The 17933-nt window shown below is 67.9% G+C and carries 16 protein-coding genes; 12 read left to right on the plus strand and 4 right to left on the minus strand.

All coding sequences use genetic code 11. From position 1 onward, the window contains the following. The first annotated feature begins 119 nt into the window (after positions 1-119). A complete protein-coding gene (locus AB4089_RS00610; protein WP_441407413.1) occupies positions 120-536 on the plus strand; it encodes a chorismate mutase in 417 nt (138 codons plus the stop codon). A gap of 2 nt (positions 537-538) precedes the next feature. After that, positions 539-1582 carry a hypothetical protein gene (locus tag AB4089_RS00615; RefSeq protein WP_441407414.1) on the plus strand — a complete coding sequence of 348 codons (1044 nt, stop codon included), beginning with the start codon at positions 539-541 and terminating at the stop codon, positions 1580-1582. Positions 1583-1618: 36 nt separating this feature from the next. On the opposite strand, the gene AB4089_RS00620 is transcribed toward AB4089_RS00615, so the two are convergent. Continuing rightward, on the minus strand, positions 1619-2326 hold the full coding sequence (locus tag AB4089_RS00620) for a DUF4166 domain-containing protein (RefSeq protein ID WP_441407415.1): 708 nt from the start codon (positions 2324-2326) through the stop codon (positions 1619-1621). 181 nt (positions 2327-2507) lie between these two features. Here AB4089_RS00620 and mtrA point away from each other — a divergent pair, with 181 nt between their 5' ends. The 7 genes from mtrA to secA all read left to right on the plus strand — a co-directional run bounded on the left by mtrA (position 2508) and on the right by secA (position 13107). After that, positions 2508-3182 (plus strand): MtrAB system response regulator MtrA, encoded by a 675-nt coding sequence (gene mtrA / locus AB4089_RS00625; RefSeq protein WP_441407416.1) that lies wholly within the window; start codon positions 2508-2510, stop codon positions 3180-3182. 64 nt (positions 3183-3246) lie between these two features. Beyond that, complete coding sequence (mtrB, locus tag AB4089_RS00630; RefSeq protein WP_441407417.1) at positions 3247-5346, plus strand: MtrAB system histidine kinase MtrB; 2100 nt, start codon at positions 3247-3249, stop codon at positions 5344-5346. Beyond that, complete coding sequence (locus tag AB4089_RS00635) at positions 5343-7067, plus strand: LpqB family beta-propeller domain-containing protein (protein ID WP_441407418.1); 1725 nt, start codon at positions 5343-5345, stop codon at positions 7065-7067. Before mtrB ends, AB4089_RS00635 begins: the two co-directional genes overlap by 4 nt. Before the next feature lie 68 nt (positions 7068-7135). Further along, positions 7136-8122, plus strand: coding sequence for a ComF family protein (locus AB4089_RS00640; protein ID WP_441407419.1), 987 nt, complete (start codon positions 7136-7138; stop codon positions 8120-8122). Positions 8123-8292: 170 nt separating this feature from the next. Further along, positions 8293-9018: a ribosome hibernation-promoting factor, HPF/YfiA family gene (gene hpf / locus AB4089_RS00645; RefSeq protein WP_441407420.1), complete on the plus strand. Its 726-nt coding sequence runs from the start codon at positions 8293-8295 to the stop codon at positions 9016-9018. A 32-nt stretch (positions 9019-9050) separates the two neighbouring features. After that, a complete protein-coding gene (locus AB4089_RS00650; protein ID WP_441407421.1) occupies positions 9051-10265 on the plus strand; it encodes a winged helix-turn-helix domain-containing protein in 1215 nt (404 codons plus the stop codon). Between the two features lie 103 nt (positions 10266-10368). Beyond that, a complete protein-coding gene (gene secA / locus AB4089_RS00655; RefSeq protein ID WP_441407422.1) occupies positions 10369-13107 on the plus strand; it encodes a preprotein translocase subunit SecA in 2739 nt (912 codons plus the stop codon). Between the two features lie 173 nt (positions 13108-13280). Here secA and AB4089_RS00660 read toward each other — a convergent pair whose 3' ends face one another. Together AB4089_RS00660 and AB4089_RS00665 are read right to left on the minus strand one after the other, a co-directional pair. Then, a complete protein-coding gene (locus AB4089_RS00660; RefSeq protein WP_441407423.1) occupies positions 13281-13763 on the minus strand; it encodes an Rv3235 family protein in 483 nt (160 codons plus the stop codon). A 140-nt stretch (positions 13764-13903) separates the two neighbouring features. Continuing rightward, the gene (locus AB4089_RS00665) at positions 13904-14731 is read right to left on the minus strand and encodes a LysM peptidoglycan-binding domain-containing protein (RefSeq protein ID WP_441407424.1); all 828 of its coding nucleotides are present in this window, start codon (positions 14729-14731) and stop codon (positions 13904-13906) included. Between the two features lie 235 nt (positions 14732-14966). Between AB4089_RS00665 and AB4089_RS00670 the strand changes: the two genes are divergently transcribed. Continuing rightward, on the plus strand, positions 14967-15536 hold the full coding sequence (locus tag AB4089_RS00670) for a hypothetical protein (protein ID WP_441407425.1): 570 nt from the start codon (positions 14967-14969) through the stop codon (positions 15534-15536). Positions 15537-15550: 14 nt separating this feature from the next. Here AB4089_RS00670 and AB4089_RS00675 read toward each other — a convergent pair whose 3' ends face one another. Then, positions 15551-15772 carry a helix-turn-helix domain-containing protein gene (locus tag AB4089_RS00675; RefSeq protein ID WP_018775212.1) on the minus strand — a complete coding sequence of 74 codons (222 nt, stop codon included), beginning with the start codon at positions 15770-15772 and terminating at the stop codon, positions 15551-15553. A 153-nt stretch (positions 15773-15925) separates the two neighbouring features. Between AB4089_RS00675 and AB4089_RS00680 the strand changes: the two genes are divergently transcribed. After that, a complete protein-coding gene (locus AB4089_RS00680; RefSeq protein WP_441407426.1) occupies positions 15926-16570 on the plus strand; it encodes a hypothetical protein in 645 nt (214 codons plus the stop codon). Next, entirely contained in the window at positions 16567-17901 is a 1335-nt protein-coding gene (locus AB4089_RS00685; RefSeq protein ID WP_441407427.1) for an AAA family ATPase, read from the plus strand. Before AB4089_RS00680 ends, AB4089_RS00685 begins: the two co-directional genes overlap by 4 nt. Positions 17902-17933 lie beyond the last annotated feature (32 nt).

The following is a 17933-nucleotide window of genomic DNA, read 5'->3' on the forward strand; positions in this document are numbered from 1 at the left end:
GGGACATGCCCACCGTTCACCATGAACGGTGGGCATGTCCCTTTTGCGTGCCGGGCCAGGCCCCTGCAACGGTGCTTAACAGCCGAAGGCATTAGCCGCCGTGCCCCTAGACTGGATCAATGACCGAGCAGAACCTCAATCTTCCTGAAACCGATTCCTACGACCCGGCGGCGAGCTCCCTGGCCGGTTCCGTGGACCCCGCGGTGATGGCGGAGCTGTTGTCGATCCGCTCCAGCATCGACAACATCGATGCCACCCTCGTCTTCCTCCTGGCCGAGCGCTTCAAGGCGACCCAGAAGGTCGGCTTCCTCAAGGCCGCGCACCAACTTCCCGCCGGGGACCCCGGCCGGGAAACGGCCCAGATCGCCCGGCTGCGGCACCTCGCCGCCGAGGCCCACCTCGACCCGGCATTCGCGGAGAAATTCCTGAACTTCATCATCGGTGAGGTCATCCGCCACCACGAGGCCATTGCCGAAGACCACCAGGCCGCCCAGGCCTCCGGCTCCGCGGACGCAGCCCGCACCGCAGACGCCTGACCATGGCCGGAACAGACTCGCCCGCTCCGGGGCAAGTGACCGCGACGGGCCTGGGCCCGTGGCCGGGCGAGGACCCGGCTGAGGCCGCCCGCATCATCCGCGGTGAACTGGGCAGCCCGCACCTGCCGTTCCTTGCCGAACTTCCCGACCGCGGCGTCGGCTCCGATTCACTGGGCCGGACCGCGTCCCTGCTCGTGGAGCTGGCAGTCGACGTCCAGCCGCATGGCTGGAGGTTCGTGGACCGTCCCGGCAAGGACCTGCAGCGGGCAAAGTCAGCCCTGTCCACCGACATCAACATCCTGGCGGACGTGATCGGGGCCGAGGAAGCGCCGTCAGAGGATATCAAGATCCAGCTGCGCGGGCCGCTCAGCCTTGCCGCCGGCCTGCACCTGCACAACGGGGAACGGGCCCTGATCGACTTTGGCGCCCGACGCGAGATTGCGGCTTCGCTGGCAGCGGGTGTGGAAGGTTACCTCAAACGGGTGGCAGAGGCTGCCCCAGGTGCCCGGATCGTGGTCCAGATCGACGAACCTGAGATTGCCTCCGTGCTGGCCGGCACCATTCCCACCTCCAGCGGTTACCGGACCCTGCGCTCGGTGCCGGGCCGGGAAGTCACCGAGTCCTGGCAATTGGTCATCGACGCGCTCCGGGCCGCCGGCGCCGTGGAAACCGTCGTGGCCGTCTCCGAGGTCGAGGCTCCCTTCGAGCGGATCCTGGCGGCAGGCGCCGACGGAATCGCCGTGCCGCTCCGGGCCCTGACCTCGCGCCAGTGGGAACAACTCGCGGGCGCGGTGGAGGCCGGCAAGCGGCTCTGGGCCGGCGCGCTGGACGTGACGGATCCCGCCGCGAGACTGCCCAGGGTTGGCGACGTCGTGGAAAACGTGTGGCGCCCGTGGCGGCAACTGGGTCTGCCGGCGTCCACGCTGGGGGCGCTGAGGGTCACGCCGTCGGAGGGGCTGGCGTTGTACACACCGGCCGCGGCGAGGGCGGTCCTGACCCGGCTGACCCAGGTGGCGGACGGACTCAACCAGCTCGCCCTCGGCTAGCCAGCCGCCGGGCCCGCCGGCGATGCAGGCTGGGGATCAGATCCTGCTCTCCCAACCGTCCGGACGTGCGTGCCCGGGAAGGTAGCCCGGCGTCGCCACACCGCCGGGATAGGGCTCGAGCCGGTAGTCGAAGTGGCCGGCGTACACCAGGACCAGGCCGAGCTGGGGCTGGATCACCTTGACCTGGATCCGGTGGCGGCCGCCGTCCTGCGGCTCCCACCACTGCTCGGCATAGGCCTTGGCGTCGAGCGCCGCCGGCAGCGGAATCCGCAATGGACCCAGGAACAGCCGGGAGGCCTCGGAGACGCCGCGGAGCCTGCCCTCGGGCGTCACGCTGAGATTGAGGTCGGTGGTGAGCCGCCGGAACCTGCCCACGTAGTCCACGAGCCGCGGCCGGCTCCCGGATTCGTCAAGGCTGGTGGTGTCGTGGAACAGCCGGGTGGTTCCGGGGAAGAAGATCTCGCGCCGGGCCGTCAGGCTTGACCTGCCGAACGGGTCCAGATGGGCGTGGTTTTCGATCCGGAAGCGGACGCCCTCGCCGTATTCGGGGAAGAAGGCCTGCTCGCCGGCGGTGAGCCGCAGCAGGGGCCTCAGCCAGGCCTGCCGGCAGCCGACGACGTCGAAGACCCCCTCGCCGACGCCATAGTGGCCGGACCCAGGCGCCAACGCGAAGTATTCTTGGAGTTCCGGCTGCAGCCGGGCAGAGTCAGGGCCCAGGGCGCGCTTGTAGATGGGGGTGTTCACGGGTTCCTCCTGCGGTCCGGGCCGGTGTAAGGGGCTTTTCCACAGCATGCAGGACATGGCGGCAATTGTCACAACTTTCCGGCGCATCGGCGCGGTCCGGGCCGCCACGGCACGCCCGCCTGCGCCATGCCGGTGGGCCGCCCGATACGACAAAGCCAATTCAATGGGGGAATATATAACTATGAAGGCACGCATTCTGGTAGTGGACGATGACGAGGCGCTCGCCGAGATGATCGGTATTGTGCTGCGCAATGACGGCTTCGAACCCGTCTTCTGCGCCGACGGAGCAAAGGCGCTGGACGTGTTCCGCTCCTCCAAGCCGGACCTCGTCCTGCTCGACCTGATGCTTCCGGGCATGGACGGCATTGAAGTGTGCCGCCAGGTCCGTGCCGAGTCGGACGTCCCGATCGTGATGCTGACCGCCAAAGCGGATACCTCGGACGTGGTCCGCGGCCTGGAGTCCGGGGCCGATGACTACGTTCCCAAGCCTTTCAAACCCGCCGAGCTGGTCGCCCGCGTCCGGGCCCGGCTTCGCCCGGGCGACCAGAAGGCCCCGGAAACGCTGCGGATCGCCGACGTCACCATCGACGTCGCCGGCCACCTGGTCAGCCGCGGCAACGACCGGATTTCCCTGACGCCGCTGGAATTCGACCTCCTTGTCGCCCTCGCCCGCAAGCCCTGGCAGGTGTTTACGCGTGAACTGCTCCTGGAGCAGGTCTGGGGCTACCGGCACGCCGCCGACACCCGGCTGGTCAATGTCCATGTCCAGCGGCTGAGGTCCAAGATTGAACGCGATCCAGAAGCCCCCGAAGTTGTATTGACGGTCCGTGGTGTCGGCTATAAAGCAGGTTCCTGAGCCTGCGGACCGCAGTGTCCCGCAGAGCATAGCGACGGCGGAGTCGCCGGAAATGACGCCGGAAATGACGCAAGACACGGCGCCGGCAATGATGCCGGGCACGGCGCCGGCAGAGTTGTCCGCAGAGCCATCCGCCCCGTCCGCCCCGCCCGCCGTCGACCTCGACGGCGAGCCCGCCGTCGTACCCGAAATCCTGCACGAGCCCGGGGCGTCCCCTGCCGGCGGCGGACCGGGTCTTTGGCGCGGATTCGCCTTCCGGACCCGGCTGTGGGCCAAACGCGCGAGGATCGTTGGCGTCCGGGTCGCACGCCTGGTCCGGACCGGGGGACGGCGCTTCTGGCCCGGCGTCCTCTACCTGCTCCGCTCGGTGCAGAAGAAGTGGCGGCGTTCGCTGCAGTTCCGGACCGTCCTGACCACGCTCCTGCTGGCCATCGGCTCGTTCGCGGTCGTTGGCGCTTACCTGTCCAACCAGATCGCCAACAACCTGTTCCAGGAGCGGCTGGCCCAGGCCGAATCGGAGACGCGCTACAACGTCAAGCAAGTCCAGGACACCTTCGACGGCGCCCAGGTCACGGACCAGTCCAGCGTCATCACGCTGGTTTACGACACCCTGAACGCCGTCGAGGGCCGCGGGTCCGTGATCCAGCGGCGCTACGTATTCGAGGCGATGCCGGAGCAGACCAAGCCGCGCAACCGCTGGGTTGAATCCCGGGCCTCCGACCAGCTCACCATCGGCGTCATCCCCCCGGACCTGCGCAAAGCCGTGCAGGACTCCGGCAAGGACCAGTACTGGGCCTCCACGCAGTTCCCCGTGGGGACCGAGGACCGGCCCGGCATCGCTGTCGGCAACAAGGTGACCTTCAACGGCACCGTCTACGAGCTTTACCTCATCTACGACCTCAACACGGCGCAGAAGACACTGGACGAGATCCAGAACGTCCTGCTGGCCGGCGGTGCACTGCTGGTGCTGATGATCGGCGGCRTCGCCTGGTATGTCACCCGCAACGTGGTCAGCCCGGTCAGCCATGCCGCCGTCGTCTCGGAGAAGCTCGCGGCCGGGCAGCTGCAGGAACGCATGGTGGTCAAGGGCGAGGACGAGGTCGCCCGGCTCGGTGCCTCGTTCAACCACATGGCGGCAAGCCTCCAGGAGCAAATCACGCAGCTGGCCACGCTCTCGCAAATGCAGCAGCGGTTCGTCTCCGATGTCTCCCACGAGCTCCGCACGCCGCTGACCACGGTGCGCATGGCCGCGGAAGTCCTTTATGACGCGCGCGAGGATTTCGACCCCATCAACAAGCGGTCCGCAGAGCTGCTCTACAACCAGGTGGAGCGCTTCCAGTCGCTCCTGGCGGACCTCCTGGAAATTTCCCGCTTTGACGCGGGCGCGGCCACCCTCGACGCCGAACCAACGGACATTGTGCAGCTCGTGGCGCACGTCATTGAGGGGGTGGCTCCGGTCGCCGCCGAATATGGCTCAGCCGTGACCCTCAACGCCCCGGCCGGCAGCATCATTGTCGACATGGACGACCGCAGGATCGACCGGATCCTGCGCAACCTCATCCTGAACGCCCTTGAACACGGCGAGGGCCGGCCCGTCAACGTCTCCGTCGCCGCCAACGGCACTTCGGTGGCCGTGGCCGTACGGGATCACGGCATCGGCATGACCCCGGCTGAGGCCGCCCGCGTCTTCGACCGCTTCTGGCGCGCCGATCCCGCCCGGGCCCGCACCACGGGCGGCAGCGGGCTGGGCCTGTCCATCGCCGCGGAGGACACCAAGCTCCACGACGGCTGGCTGCAGGCGTGGGGGAGCAAGGGCCACGGCTCGAACTTCCGCCTGACCCTTCCGCTGCGCCGCGACGAGCCGATCACCAAGTCCCCGCTCCAGCTCGAGCCGGTGCACGTCGGGCTCCCGGCGGCGGGAACCCAGCGGACCGTCGTGCTGCTGGACCCGCCGCGAACCGCTGAAGCCTCGCCGGGGACCCCGGAGACCGGCGCCCGCGGGGCGGCTGCAAACGGCGCCACAGATGATTTTGCTGATGACTTCGCTGATGACTTCACTGGCGTCGGCGGGGCAAACCCGGACGGCGGCGGCGCCGTCGGCGGGGCAAACCCGGACGGCGGACCGGCCGGCCCCGGGGGAACTGGGACGGAGGGCAGGGCATGAGCAGTGTTTCCATGTCGGGAAAATTCACCCGGGTGGGGGCAGCGTTGCTTGCTGTGCTCCTGCTGCTGTTGACCTCGTGCGCCCAGATTCCGCGCTCCGGGCCTGTGGGCAAGAGCACGGACGAGAGCGCGGGAAACCCCAACGCCCCGGTCTTCTTCCCGTCCGCGCCGCGTCCGGGCGCGGGACCCGAGGCTGTCATCGAGGACTTCTACCTGGCCGGCAGCGGCTATGAGGACGACTACGCCGTGGCCCGGCAGTACCTCACCCAGGGTTCGTCGGTGACCTGGAAACCGGACCAGCGGGCCCTCGTTTTCCGAAAGGCCACCGTGGTGGCCACCGGCGTCGAAAACGTCTTCAACTACCAGCTCGACGTCGCCTATTCGGTGGACGCCGACGGCGTGGCCACGCAGCTTCCCGAAGGCACCACCGAGAGCATCCCGGTCACGCTGACCCAGGTGGACGGCGAGTGGCGGATCTCCGATCTCCCGGACGGGACGGCCATTCCGGAAGAGACCTTCAAGGTCATCTACGGCGCGTACCCGATCTATTTCTACGACCCCACGTTCACGTACGCCGTGCCGGACGTCCGGTGGTTCATCCGCAAGAAGACCGTCAAGGCCATGACGAGCGCCCTGCTGGGCGGACCTGCCCCGTACCTCAAGGGCGCCGTCGTCAGTGCGTTCCCGTCCGGCATCAAGCTGGCACGCGAGTCCGTGCCCGTGGTCTCCGGCGCAGCGCAGGTCGATCTCACCGCCAAGGACCTCGTCGACGCCTCCAACGAGGACCGGCTGCGGATGCAGACCCAGCTGGCCCTGACGTTCCGCAGCCAGCCGGATGTCATCAATGTCGAGCTCCGGGCAAACCAGGACCTGGTGCGTGTCGAGGACAACGGAACGGTCCTGCCCCCTGTCCGGGATGAAAGCATCCCCGCCCACCAGATCGCCGTCAGCAACAACGACCTGGTCCGGTACGAGAACAACCGGCTCTCGCCGCTGCCTGACATCCAGTCCGTCGCGGCCCTCTCGCCGCGGGCACCTGCGGAGTCGACCGAGTCGCAGGCCGCCGCGTTCCTCAACGCCGCCCGCACCACGCTGTACTCGATCGTTCCGGGCCAGCCTGCCAGGGCATTGACCACGCGGGCCTCGCTGTCCAGGCCGTCCTTCGGCCGGTACGACTGGGTCTGGACCGCCGGACCGGGTGCAGCCGGAGCCACGGAAGTGGTGGCCTACCGGCCCGTCGGCGTGGCGGAGAGCGCCAACGTGCCCACTGTCACCCTGACGCCGGGTTGGCTAGCCGGGAGGACCGTCAAGGAGTTCCGGATTTCCCGGGACGGCACGCGTGCGCTGGTCATTTCGGAGCAGAACGGGAAGAGCAAAGTCCAGATCACCGGGATCATCCGGAACGCGGACGGCACGCCAAGGGACCTGACCGTGCCCCTGACGCTGCTCACCCCCCGGGATCCGGACCAGGGAGTCTGGGTGGATGACACCACGGTCGCGGTCATGAAGGCCTCCGCCAGCGATGCCGTCACCCCCGAGCTGTTGTCCCTGACTTCAGCGGAGCCGCAGCAGCTGGCGCCGTGGCCCGGTCTCACTGCCCTCAGCGCAGGCAACGGCACATCCGAGATCTACGGCCAGTCAGCGGAAGGGATCTTCCAGCGGCTGGGCAACGGCTGGTCACCGCAGCTCAAGGGACCGATCGACCCGTCGTTCCCCGGCTGACCGGGGAGTTGTCCACATAGCGGCCTGCGGCGCTGCCACCGACGCCGTCCCCGGTCCAGGATCGGAGCATGAACAGCCACGCAGCCCGGCAGGCAGCACAGCAGACAACCCAACACACCGGACAGGACATCGGGCACGGACGGCCGGCCGCGGATCCGGACCTTGCCCCGGCCGCAGCCACATCGGCGCGGCACCGCGGCAGCTACGCCCGGCCGCTGGCGAGGCTGTGCGACAGGACGGCCGAGGCAGCGGGGGAGGTGGTCGCCCTGGCCATTCCCGTGGACTGCGTTTGCTGCGGCGCGGAAGACTCGGCGCTCTGCGGCGCTTGCTCCCGGCAGCTCCGCCTGCTGACGCTGAAGCCGTTCCGGGCCGAGGCCCAGGCCCCGGCCCTGATGGACATGGACGGCTCGGTGCTGTTGCCCGTGGTGGCAGCAGGGGCCTACCGGGCAGAGCTGGCCCAGTGCCTGCTGTCCTTCAAAAGCCATGGGCAGCAGCGGCTGGCCGGCGAGCTGGCCCGGGGCCTGGCGCGGGCCCTGCACGCCGCGGCCGGGCAGGCGCAGGGTCTCGTCCTCGTCCCCGTGCCCACAAGCTCCGCCGCATACCGCAAACGCGGTTTCAGCCCCGTCCATCTCCTGCTCCGCCGGCTCGTCCGCGGCGGCGAAATCCCGCGCTTCACCGTCGCCGATGCCCTCCGAAAAACGCGGCCGCCGGCGGTGAGTTGGATGCCGCTCGAACTGCTGCGGTCCCGCCGGAACGGGGAGCGGTACCTGCGCGGCGGACAGAAAGGACTGGACCGCGGTGCCCGCGCTTTGCGGGTCCGCGGGTCCATGCGGGCCCGAGCCGGCCCCTGGTCGCCGCAGGTCGGGGGACGGCCCTGCATCATCGTCGATGACGTGCTGACCACCGGCGCGACCCTGGCGGAGGCGGCCCGCGCGCTGCGGGCTGCGGGGGCCATTGTCAGCGGTGCCGTGGTGGTGGCCGCGACACGCCCGCCTGCCCCTGCCGACGTCGGCGTCGCCAGGCCCGACATGGCGGGCGTGAAGGGCGGGACGTAAAAAAATAAACCGTAAAAGGATGAATAACAGGTGTCTATGAACTAACGTCGATGATGGGTACCAAGAACAGATGTACCTGTCGATAGCGGCTCGGAAAGGGGCTCGACTGTCAGTCAGATCGGCCCCGGGAAGTACCGCCGTCGTGTCACCGAAGTCATTTGGAGGGCACCATGGAGTTCATGATTAGCGGACGCAACTTGACGGTCTCAGACCGATTCCGCGAATATGCCGACGACAAGATCTCAAAGATCGCGTCGCTGGGAGACAAGGTCCAGAGGGTAGACGCGAAGGTCACCAAGGAGACCAAAGCCCGCCAGACCGCCGAATCGCTCACGGTTGAGTTGACAGTCCTGGGGCGCGGCCCGGTTATCCGCGCAGAGGCGAGTGCCGCCGACAAGTTCGCCGCGTTCGACCTCGCTTACAACAAGCTTCTTGAACGCCTGCGCAGGGCCAGGGACCGCAGGAAGGTCCACCACGGCCGGCACACCCCGAAGTCCGTCACCGAGGCGACAGCAGCCCTCGAACCGGCCAGCCCCAGCGAACCTCTTTACGTGGAGGCGGCGCACCAGCAGGAGACCCAAACGCCGGCGGCGGAGAAGTCGCCCTACGATGTCGAGAACGATATTCCGGCCGGCGATTCGCCCGTGCTGATCCGCCGGAAGGTGTTCCCCGCGGCCCAGATCACCCTCGATGACGCCGTCGACAACATGGAACTTGTGGGTCACGACTTCTACCTTTTCGTGGACAAGGAAACCAAGGCGCCGTCGGTCGTTTACCGGCGCGAGGGCTGGACGTACGGGGTCATCTCCTTGGACCAGACGTGCGAGCCCGGACATTCGAGTCTGGAAGAGAAAATCCTGGCCTACCGTTCAGAGGATGAGCCCGCCAGCGCATAAGCTGGGGCAAAACATCCGACGAAGGGACTAACGTGCAAGCATCGCTGAGCCTGTCACAGGCACGGCGGATCGCATTGGCAGCCCAGGGATTGGACAAAGTACGGCCCGCCGGACCCGTGAGCGCACGGGCGGTGGGCCGTACCTTTGCCCGGCTGCACTTGGTCCAGATCGACTCCGTCAATGTGGTGTCCCGCAGCCACTTCCTGCCATTCTTCTCGCGGCTGGGCAACTACGACCGCACCATCTTGCAGCGGATGGCCGGGACCCACCCCCGCCGGATGATCGAGTACTGGGCCCACGAAGCGTGCTTCATCCGCCCGGACCACTTCCAGGATCTCGTGCAGTGGCAGAACCGCAAATGGGTGGGCGCGCACACCATGGACCCGGAACTGCGCAACGGCGTGGCGGCACGGGTGCTGGAAACCCTGGCGGCCGGGAAACCAATGACAGCGGGCGAACTGACGGCCAGGCTCGGCCATGTGGAGGACCGGCAGCAGGACAACTGGGGCTGGAACTGGAATGTGGTCAAGAGGGTGCTGGAACATCTGTTCGAAGAGGGCCTTGTCTCCGCATCGTCGCGGACCGAATCCTTCGAACGGCGCTATATGCTCACCGCCAGGGTGCTGCCCGGGCCGGGAGGAACGCCGGAGCCCGAACCGGACGCGGCCGCCGCGATGGACCGTTTGATCGACGCCGCGGCCCAGGCCCACGGTATTGGGACCGTGCGGTGCTTCGCGGACTATTTCCGGACGCCGCAGAAAGCCGCCGCCGTGTCAGTCGCGAACCTCGTGGACACCGGCCGGCTGCAGCCGGTGAAGGTCGCCGGCTGGGACCGGCCGCTGTACCGTCACGCAGAGGCCAAACTTCCGCGTTCAGCCACCGGCCGGGCGCTCCTGAGCCCCTTCGACTCCCTGGTGTTCGAACGCCGCCGGCTCGAGGAACTGTTCGGGTTCCACTACCGGATCGAGATCTACACTCCGGAGCCGAAGCGGAAGTACGGCTACTACGTCCTGCCGTTCCTTCTCCGCGACGGGATCGTCGCGCGGGTGGACCTCAAGGCGGACCGGGCCGGCGGCTGGCTCCTGGTCAGGGCCGCCCACGCCGAACCCGGCGCGCCGGCGGACACCGCCGTCGAACTGGCCGCGGAACTGCACCTCATGGCAGAGTGGCTGGGACTGGCCGGGGTTGTTGTCTCGCCAACGGGGGACCTCGCGCCGGCGCTCGCCGAAGCCGTGGCTGCCCGGTAAACAGCAGTATCCGCTGTGAGGGAACAGGCGCCACCGGCCCTGCGTCTCTCCCGTAGACTGAACACGCCAGAATTCGGCAGATTGAGACTGGGAGCAATTTCACGTGGCATCACTTATCGAAAAACTTCTCCGCACGGGTGACAAAAAAACCCTGCGGCAACTGCGGAACTATGCCGATTCCATTAATGCCCTGGAGAGCTCCTTCCAGACCTTCACGGACGCCGAGCTCCGCGAGGAGACGGACCGTCTGCGCGAACGCCACCAGGCCGGCGAAAAGCTCGACGATCTGCTGCCCGAAGCGTTCGCTGCGGTACGCGAAGCCTCCTCCCGTACCCTTGGCATGCGCCACTTCGACGTGCAGCTCATGGGCGGCGCCGCCCTGCACCTGGGCAACATCGCCGAGATGAAGACCGGTGAGGGCAAGACCCTGGTGGCCACTGCTCCGGCCTACCTCAATGCCCTCTCCGGCAAGGGCGTCCACGTAGTCACCGTGAACGACTACCTCGCCGAATACCAGTCCGACCTCATGGGCCGCGTCTACCGCTTCCTTGGCCTGACCAGCGGCTGCATCCTCTCCAACCAGGACCCCTCGCTGCGCCGCGAGCAGTACGCCGCGGACATCACCTACGGCACCAACAACGAATTCGGCTTCGACTACCTGCGCGACAACATGGCGTGGGACAGTTCCGAACTCGTCCAGCGCGGCCACCACTTCGCCGTCGTTGACGAAGTGGACTCGATCCTGATCGATGAGGCCCGCACCCCGCTCATCATCTCTGGCCCTGCCCAGGGCGATACCAACCGCTGGTACAGCGAATTCGCCAAGGTGGTCACCCGCCTGCACGCCGAGACCGACTACGAAGTGGATGAGAAGAAGCGCACCGTCGGTGTCCTGGAGGCCGGCATCGAAAAGGTCGAGGACTACCTCGGCATCCACAACCTCTACGAGTCCGCCAACACGCCCCTGATCGGCTTCCTGAACAACGCCATCAAGGCCAAGGAACTGTTCAAGCGCGACAAGGACTACGTCATCCTCGACGGCGAGGTGCTGATCGTCGATGAGCACACCGGCCGCATCCTCGCCGGCCGACGCTACAACGAGGGCATGCACCAGGCCATCGAAGCCAAGGAAGGCGTCGAGATCAAGGCCGAAAACCAGACCCTCGCCACAGTCACGCTGCAGAACTACTTCCGCATGTACGACAAGCTCGCGGGCATGACCGGCACGGCCGAGACCGAGGCCGCCGAGTTCATGAGCACCTACAAGCTCGGCGTCGTCGCGATTCCCACCAACCGCGACATGACGCGCATTGACCAGGCCGACCTCGTCTACAAGAACGAGACCGTCAAGTTCGACGCCGTGGTCCAAGACATCGCCGAACGCCACGAAAACGGCCAGCCGGTCCTCGTGGGCACTACCAGCGTCGAGAAGAGCGAATACCTCTCCCGGCTGCTGGCCAAGGAAGGCGTCCGGCACGAGGTCCTGAACGCCAAGAACCACGCCCGTGAAGCGTCCATTGTGGCCCAGGCCGGCCGCAAGGGCGCCGTAACCGTCGCGACCAACATGGCCGGCCGCGGTACCGACATCATGCTCGGCGGCAACGCCGAGTTCACCGCCGTCGCCGAACTGGCCAAGCGGGGCCTGGACCCGGAGGAAAACTCCGAGGAATACGAGGCCGCATGGCCCGAGGCGTTCGAGTCTGCCAAGCAGGCCGTCAAGGACGAGCACGAGGAAGTCCTGAACCTGGGCGGCCTCTACGTTCTGGGTACCGAACGGCACGAGTCCCGCCGCATCGACAACCAGCTCCGCGGACGTTCCGGACGCCAGGGCGACCCGGGCGAGTCCCGGTTCTACCTCTCGCTGACCGATGACCTCATGCGCCTGTTCAACTCCGGCGCGGCCGAACGGCTCATGAACAGCTCGGTGCCGGACGACGTCGCGCTCGAATCCAAGCTCGTCTCCCGTGCCATTGCCTCGGCCCAGGGCCAGGTGGAAGGCCGCAACGCCGAGCAGCGCAAGAACGTGCTGAAGTACGACGACGTCCTGAACCGCCAGCGCGAGGCCATCTACGGTGACCGGCGCCGCATCCTGGAAGGCGACGACCTCCACGAGAAGGTCCAGTACTTCCTCGAAGACACCATCAACGCGTTCATTGACGCGGCCACGGCCGAGGGCACCGGCGACGACTGGGACTTCAACCTGCTCTGGTCCAACCTCAAGACCCTGTACCCGGTGAGCTTCACGCCGCGCGACGTCATTGACGAGGCCGGCGGCAAGTCCCGCATCACCGTCGACTTCCTCCGCGAAGAGATCCTCTCCGATGCCCGCCTGGTCTACCAGGCCAGGGAACAGGCGATCGGCTCCGAGAGCATGCGCGAACTGGAGCGCCGGGTGGTGCTGTCCGTCATCGGGCGGAAGTGGCAGGAACACCTCTACGAGATGGACTACCTCAAGGAGGGCATCGGGCTCCGCGCTATGGCCCAGCGCGATCCGCTGGTCGAGTACCAGCGCGAGGGCTTCATCATGTTCCAGGCCATGATGGAGGCCATCCGCGAGGAGAGCGTCGGCTTCCTGTTCAACCTCGACGTCGAAGTGACGCCGGCCGAGGACGTTGTAGTGGCGGACGCCGAGGGCCAGCACACCGAACACCACGAGCCGCAGATCCACGCGGCCGGACTCGAAGCTCCGGAGAAGCCCGCGCAGCTGCAGTACACCGCCCCTGGCGAGGACGGTGCCGCCCAGACCCGGATCGAGGCGAAGAGCTCCGGGCGATCGGGAAACCCGGCCAAGGCCGCCGCCCAGGACATCGGTCGCCGCGCGGCAAAGAAGAAGCGGCGCTAGGCACGAAGCCAACGCAAGGGAGGACCGGAGCAACTGCTCCGGTCCTCCCGCGTTTCCGCCTCCTTTCCCTGACAGGCCCGGCCCGGTCAGGGACGGCCCGGTTCCTGCCTGTTGCTGGCTGTTGGGGGCTGGTTCTGCCTTCGGTCCGCTGCCTTGGATTGCGTCCCCGCCGTTCAGCCGATTTCCAGCACGGTGACGCGCCAGGCAACTGTGCCTCGCTCCAGTCGCAGCGCGACCGCGCGGACCCGTGCTTCCTCGACCACCACAGCGCTGGCCTCGTAGATGCCATCAGACACGCGGCAGGCCCGGACGGTCCGCACGGACGGGTTACGGTGCAGCCGGCCCGCTGTTGGCGAGCTGCCGGAGGCGACCCGGCGGGTCAGCGCGGCGCGGTGCTGCAGGGCCGCCAGGCAACGCGGATCCAGGCGGCGGGAGAGCTGCTGGGCCGGCCGGGTGCCGGCCAGCACCTCTATGGCGGCCTGCACGGTGCTGCGCGAGATCGCACAAACCTCGCGGGCTTCGTCAACGACCTGCAGGGGCGGAGCGGCCGCAGCGGCGTGGATGGCCGGCGTTGCCGTGCCGGACACAACCCGGAGGGCAGGGACGTGCGGGACTGGGGTAGCCGCGGCCGGGCGGATCCCGGTGATTGCGTTCATGACGGTTCCTTTGCTGATGGCGGGTGACGGATGGAGGTGATGCTTCTGGGGGTGAGGCTCCTGCGGGTGCGGGTGCTGATGTTCGTGCGGATTGCTGGTTCTGGGTGTTCGGCCGGCCTTGTCGCGGCACGGCAGGTGACTTAGCCTCCCGGCGGGAGGATGAGGACCTGTCCGGGCCGCAGCAGGTGCGGGTTGGGTCCGATCGCTTCGCGGTTGCCCGCATACAGCCGGGGCCACTCCCGGGCGATGTCGGCGTCGGACGCGAACGGCCCCAGCGACGCCGCGGCGATGCTCCACAGTGAGTCGCCGGACCTGACCGTCACCTCCCTGCGGGCGGCAGGAGTGTCCTGCGACCGCACGGGGCGTGCGGTGAGAGGGCCGGCATCCACGATCGGACTCAGCGGCTTCCATCGTGGATCCACCCCCGTAGCGGCGGCTGGACCGTGCGGCTCCGGCACTGGAGCCTGCCCGGTTGACGGTGTCCACGACGCCGATACCGCTGCCTGGGCGGGCCCGCCCGGGCCGGACCCGTCGGGTGCGGTGGCCGCGGTGGCCAAAGGTGCGGTCAGCAGTTGCAGCCCGACGGCGGCGAGAACCAGCCGTCGCATGAACGCCGGACTGAACCGGCCCGTGGCGGCCGCCGCGCGGGTCCTTCCGAGTCGGTCGAGCATTGCCGCTGCGACGGCGATGCCGAAGGACATCACCCACCAGGTGATGACGATCAGCCCGGCGGTATTTGCCGCGATCCCGAGCTGGTCCTCGAAGGAAAGCGACTGCTGGCGCGCCGAAGCCGACTGCCACCGCTGGACGAGGAAACTTCCCGTGGCCGCGAGGAAGATCCCCAGCAGCAAAATGACCGCGGCCATGGCCGCGTCGGCCCGAACCGTTTGCCGGGCCCCGGACAGGGCCACGCCCGCGGCCCCGGCCTGAGACTGGGACTGGGAATGCGTTCCTCGTGTCCGGTCCATGGCTCCTGCCTCCTTTCGTTCAACATCGTTTGATATCATTTGATGTTGTTTGATTACTTTTAATGCTCTTGATGGAAGTCTGGTCCCGTAAGGATCCGTTTGTCTAGATCCAGTCCATTGCCTGTGGATTGTCGGCCGGCTGTGGAATCCCGGACAGCGGTGGACTGAGCGGTGGACTGACCCCTGGATTCACCTGCCGATTGACCGGTGCGGTAGGCGCGCCTACGCTGGCGCCATGCGGTGGGACGCCCTGTTTGACGACATGGAGGCACAGCTGGCTGCGCGCCAGCGGCTGGATTTTGAGGCGGAAATTGCCGAACGCGCACTCGTGGAGTCGGCTGGGGTGGAGCTCGCGGACCGGCTCCGCGGGTCCCTCGGGCTGAGGATCCGCGTGCAGGTGTCCTCAGGGTCGTCGTTCGAGGGCGAGCTCAGCCACGCAGGCAGCGAAGCCCTGGTGCTTGATGAGTCCCAACATCAGGTACTCATTCCCTACGCGGCGGCCGCACAGTATGTGGGTCTTTCACGGGTGGCGGTCACCGAGCCGTCCGCCGTGCGCCGGCGGCTCGGTTTGGGCAGCGCCCTGCGCGGGCTCGCCAGGAACCGGGCACGGGTAACAGTTTTTGTCGCGCGCGGGCGGGCAGAGGCGGGGCTTCACGGCGCCATTGAAACGGTGGGCCGGGATTTCCTGGACCTGGCCGTGACCCGCGAGGGCCAGGAACGGGCTGCGGCAAGCGCCCGGCAGGTGGTGAGCATTCCTTTCGGCGCCCTGGCGGGCATCAGGTCCGCCGGAGCCGCGGGCGGCTAGTCAACACCGCGGGCTCAACTCCCGGCAGACTTCGCCTTCGCCTCTTCGATCATCCGGCTGGCCTCGGCATAGCGTTCCTGGATGTACTGCTCCAGCATTTTCTCCTCGACACGCCACTGGCCGCGTCCGCCCACCTGGATGGCCTTCAGCTCGCCGCTGCGGACCAGCGCATAAGCGGCCGGGGAGTTGATCTGGAGCTGCTCGGCAACATCTGCGAGAGTCAGGAATCGGGGCATGAGTCCATTTTGCCACCGTTGATGCCTCTTGGTGCCGTTATCCACAGTTTGCGTCTGTTTGGCCGTGGATCTTCCGCCGGGACCGCCCGGGCGTAACAATAGGGGATGTCCGGCATCCCGGGAACGGACGGCGACGACAGGGGGAGCGGACGCATGAGTGGAAGCGCGGCAGCCGAAGGGGCCCGTTTGAAGAGGCCGTCCTGGAAGGACCCCCGGCTCCTCGTCGGAATCCTGCTGGTCCTGGCATCCGTGGTGGGCGTTGTCTCGCTGGTCGGCGCCGCGGACCAGACCACCGAGGCGTATGCGGCGCGCGAGCCGATCGCCGTCGGCGAGACACTTACGCTCGAGAAGGTGCACCGGGTCAAAGTACGGCTCGGCGACGTGGAGCAGCACTATCTGACCCCGGAGGCCGGCCTGGAATCCGGGCTTGTGGCCGTGCAGAGGATCGGCAAGGACCAGCTGCTGCCGCGCGAAAGCGTCGGCCGGCTCGATGGGCTGGACCGCAAGCCGGTCGCCGTCACCGTTGAGGACAATCTCCCCGCCCAGGCCGTGGCGGGCTCCCGCGTGGACGTCTGGGTGGCGTTGCCGGACACCCGCAACGGCTTCAGCGAGCCCACCCTGCTCCTGTCCGGCGCAGAAATTGCGCAGGTCACCGCGGGCAGCAGTGCCCTGGGTTCCTCCCGGTCCACAGTGGTGATGGTGCTCGTGCCAGACGCCCAGATGCCCAAGCTGCTGGGAGCCCAGGCCAACAAAGCAAAGATCGCGGTCGTGTGGAATCCGGGCGGTGCCGCCCGATGAGCATTCCCGTGGTGACTGTGGGGGATTCCCGCGACGATCTGGTCGGCGGTTTGGAACGGCTGCACGGACCCGTCTCCGTTGTCCGGCGGTGCGGCGAACTGGCGGAACTGCTGGCAGCCTGCCAGAGCGGGCTGGCCCGCGCCGCCGTCGTCGCGACGGGAAGCGAAGAGCTGACGGCCTCGCTGGTGGACCGGCTGTCCGCCGTCGGGGTGGTGGTCATCGCCCTGACCGACAATCCGGAGGAAACGGCCCGGCTGCGGACCATCGGAGTGGCCGCAGAAGCCCGTGCCGTTGATGCCGCAGCCCTGGCGTCGCGGATTTCTGCAGCGGTGGCCCAGCTCAGCGGCGACGGACACCGCCAGGAGCCAGCCGCGGCCGACGTCGACTCCGCCTCTTCCGCCGCAGCCACGGCCGCTGGACAGTCGCCGCGGCCATCCGTAGCGCACGCCGCAGGCACCCGCAGCGATGCCGCGAAGGGCCGGATCATAGCGGTCTGGGGCCCGGCCGGCGCGCCGGGCCGCACCCTGGTGGCCGCCAACATCGCAGGTGAGCTGGCCGCGGAAGGACAATCCGTGCTGCTGGTCGATGCCGACAGTTACGGCGCCAGCGTGGCCGCCCTCCTGGGGCTGCTCGATGAGGCTGCCGGGCTGGCGCAGGCCTGCCGGCTGGCAGACCAAGGGCTGCTCGACGCCGAGGCCCTGCTCAGGATCGCCACCACCGTGGCGACCAAGGCCGGAACGTTCCGCGTGCTCACCGGGATCACGCGGGCGGACCGCTGGACCGAATTGCGTGCCGCGGCGCTCACGCTGGTCCTCGAGCGGGCACGCGAGATCGCCGATGTCACTGTGGTGGACACCGGCTTCTGCCTCGAAGCCGATGACGAGCTGGGCTTTGACGCGGGCGCGCCGCGGCGCAACGCCGCGACCCTGAGGAGCCTGGAACTGGCCGACACAGTCTTTGCCGTCGGAGCGGCCGACTCCATAGGAGTGCCGAGGCTGGTCCGCGGCCTGGCCGAGCTTCAGGCAGCCGTCCCGCAGGCATCACCCCAGGTGGTCATGAACAAAGTCCGCGCCGCCGCCGTCGGCCGGTCGCCGGAACGCCAACTCCGGGCGGCATGGGAGCGCTACGGCCCGGCGGTGTCCCTGTCGGCGTTCCTGCCGTCGGACCCCGCGGCGAGCGATGCGGCGCTGCTCTCGGGGGCGCTTTTGCTCGAATCAGCCCCCGAATCCGAGCTGCGGCGGGCGATCGCCAAATTGGTTTGTGCACCTGACCAGCGAAACACGAAATCCTTTGTCTTTTCTTCCACAGCACGGCGCCGGACAAACGGTTAGGGTCATCGTAAGGGCCGCAAAGAGGCGGCTGT

The organism is Arthrobacter sp. 2MCAF15 (assembly GCF_052115605.1).
GTDB lineage: Bacteria > Actinomycetota > Actinomycetes > Actinomycetales > Micrococcaceae > Arthrobacter.